Source organism: Palleronia pelagia (genome assembly GCF_900110115.1).
In the GTDB taxonomy this organism is placed as follows: Bacteria; Pseudomonadota; Alphaproteobacteria; order Rhodobacterales; family Rhodobacteraceae; genus Palleronia; species Palleronia pelagia.
The window spans coordinates 1-1,367 of record NZ_FOCM01000024.1; the positions used below are offsets into that span (position 1 = coordinate 1).

The 1,367-nt window shown below is 56.3% G+C and carries 1 protein-coding gene; it reads left to right on the top strand.

The annotated features are described in order from the left end of the window. Window positions 1–1,011 precede the first annotated feature (1,011 nt). A partial coding sequence (locus BMX96_RS19060) for an MHYT domain-containing protein (RefSeq protein WP_330220662.1) occupies window positions 1,012–1,367 on the top strand: 356 nt, incomplete at its 3' end.

Sequence of the window (1,367 nt, forward strand, 5' to 3'; positions counted from 1 at the left end):
GCTCCTCGGTGAACCGTGATCTCTTCATGCCGTCCGTCTCCTTGGTTGGGACGGACTCTACCTCAAACTGGAGGAGGAAACGGGTCTCAGGTCACCTCGATCGCAGTGTTTGCGATCACCGTGAACGCGACGTTCCACCAGAGACGGGTTTTGGCTGTACGCGGGTCGGAGATTTCGGCGTCTGAGTAAGTTCAAAGCCGAAACCAAACACATGGTGAAGCCAGGGGACAGTTCCCGCAAGAGGTGATGCACACGGTCTACGCTTACTAAGCGTAGTAACCCCGAGGCTCCGGTGCGCACTAATATACCATAACAAACCTTATACGACTATACCTCGTGAGATAATGAGGCCCGGCTCCACTTCTTCTTGGTGACTTGTTCGTGGAGCGCGACGCGACTTGATCTGACGCAGATTATCAGGCGGTTTCCGAGCGTTGAAGGATGGTTGTCGCAGTCGAAACCTACGCATACAGTTTACAACGCGAGCGGATCAACGAAGAGTGAAGCCTGCGCGCAAGTTGCACGTAGCTCTCAGGGTGTATCTGTTAGTGAATTACATAGTCGCCTATGACCTCGCCAGTCCGGGACTATCCCACGACGACGTCGATAGCCTTCTCGCAGAGATCGGAGAGAGCCGCGGACAAGTCCTCGATTCCGTCTGGTGGGTCGATTTCAAAGGGACGCCAGCGGAGCTGCGCGATCACATCCTCAAAGTGTTTGGGTCTTACGACTCGGTCCTGATTGTTCAGTGCTCTAAAGCGGCCTGGACAAACCTCCTGGTTGACGGCCGCGCGTTCAAGGACGCCTGGCGCGGGGCTTCCTGATCGAGAAGATCATAGCTGACGGCGAAAGCCAGTCCCAACCGATCCCATTTGCCTCCTGACCTAGCGTCAACCTCTTGGCGACAATCCTCGGGAAAACTCGCCTTTGCCCCGGGCTGGCCATCTTGCGACCGCTTTTCGCTTCGATACCCAAAACGAAATATGATGTATCAGTATGGGAACGGTTCTCATGTCTATCCCCATTTTCCTTGGCGGCATCTTTGCCACCAAGCTCAATTTCATCCTCGCCGCGGCCGGTGTCTGCGTGATCATGGCCGTCACGCTAATCTTGATCGGGCGGAACATCGACCACGCGACAGAGGCGCAACGTAAGCGGGCGGGATTCTGGACCGCTCTTGTTGCGGGTGTCGGCGTATGGGCCACGCACTTTGTCGCCATGCTCGGCTACCGGCCCGACATGGCACTGACCTATAATCTTGAGATCACACTGCTTTCGATCCTGGCCGGCTTTGTGTGTGTCGGCTTGCCCCTCGGTCTGGCTCTCCAGGTCAAATCGCGAACCCATATGGGAGGGCTTGGGGCCCT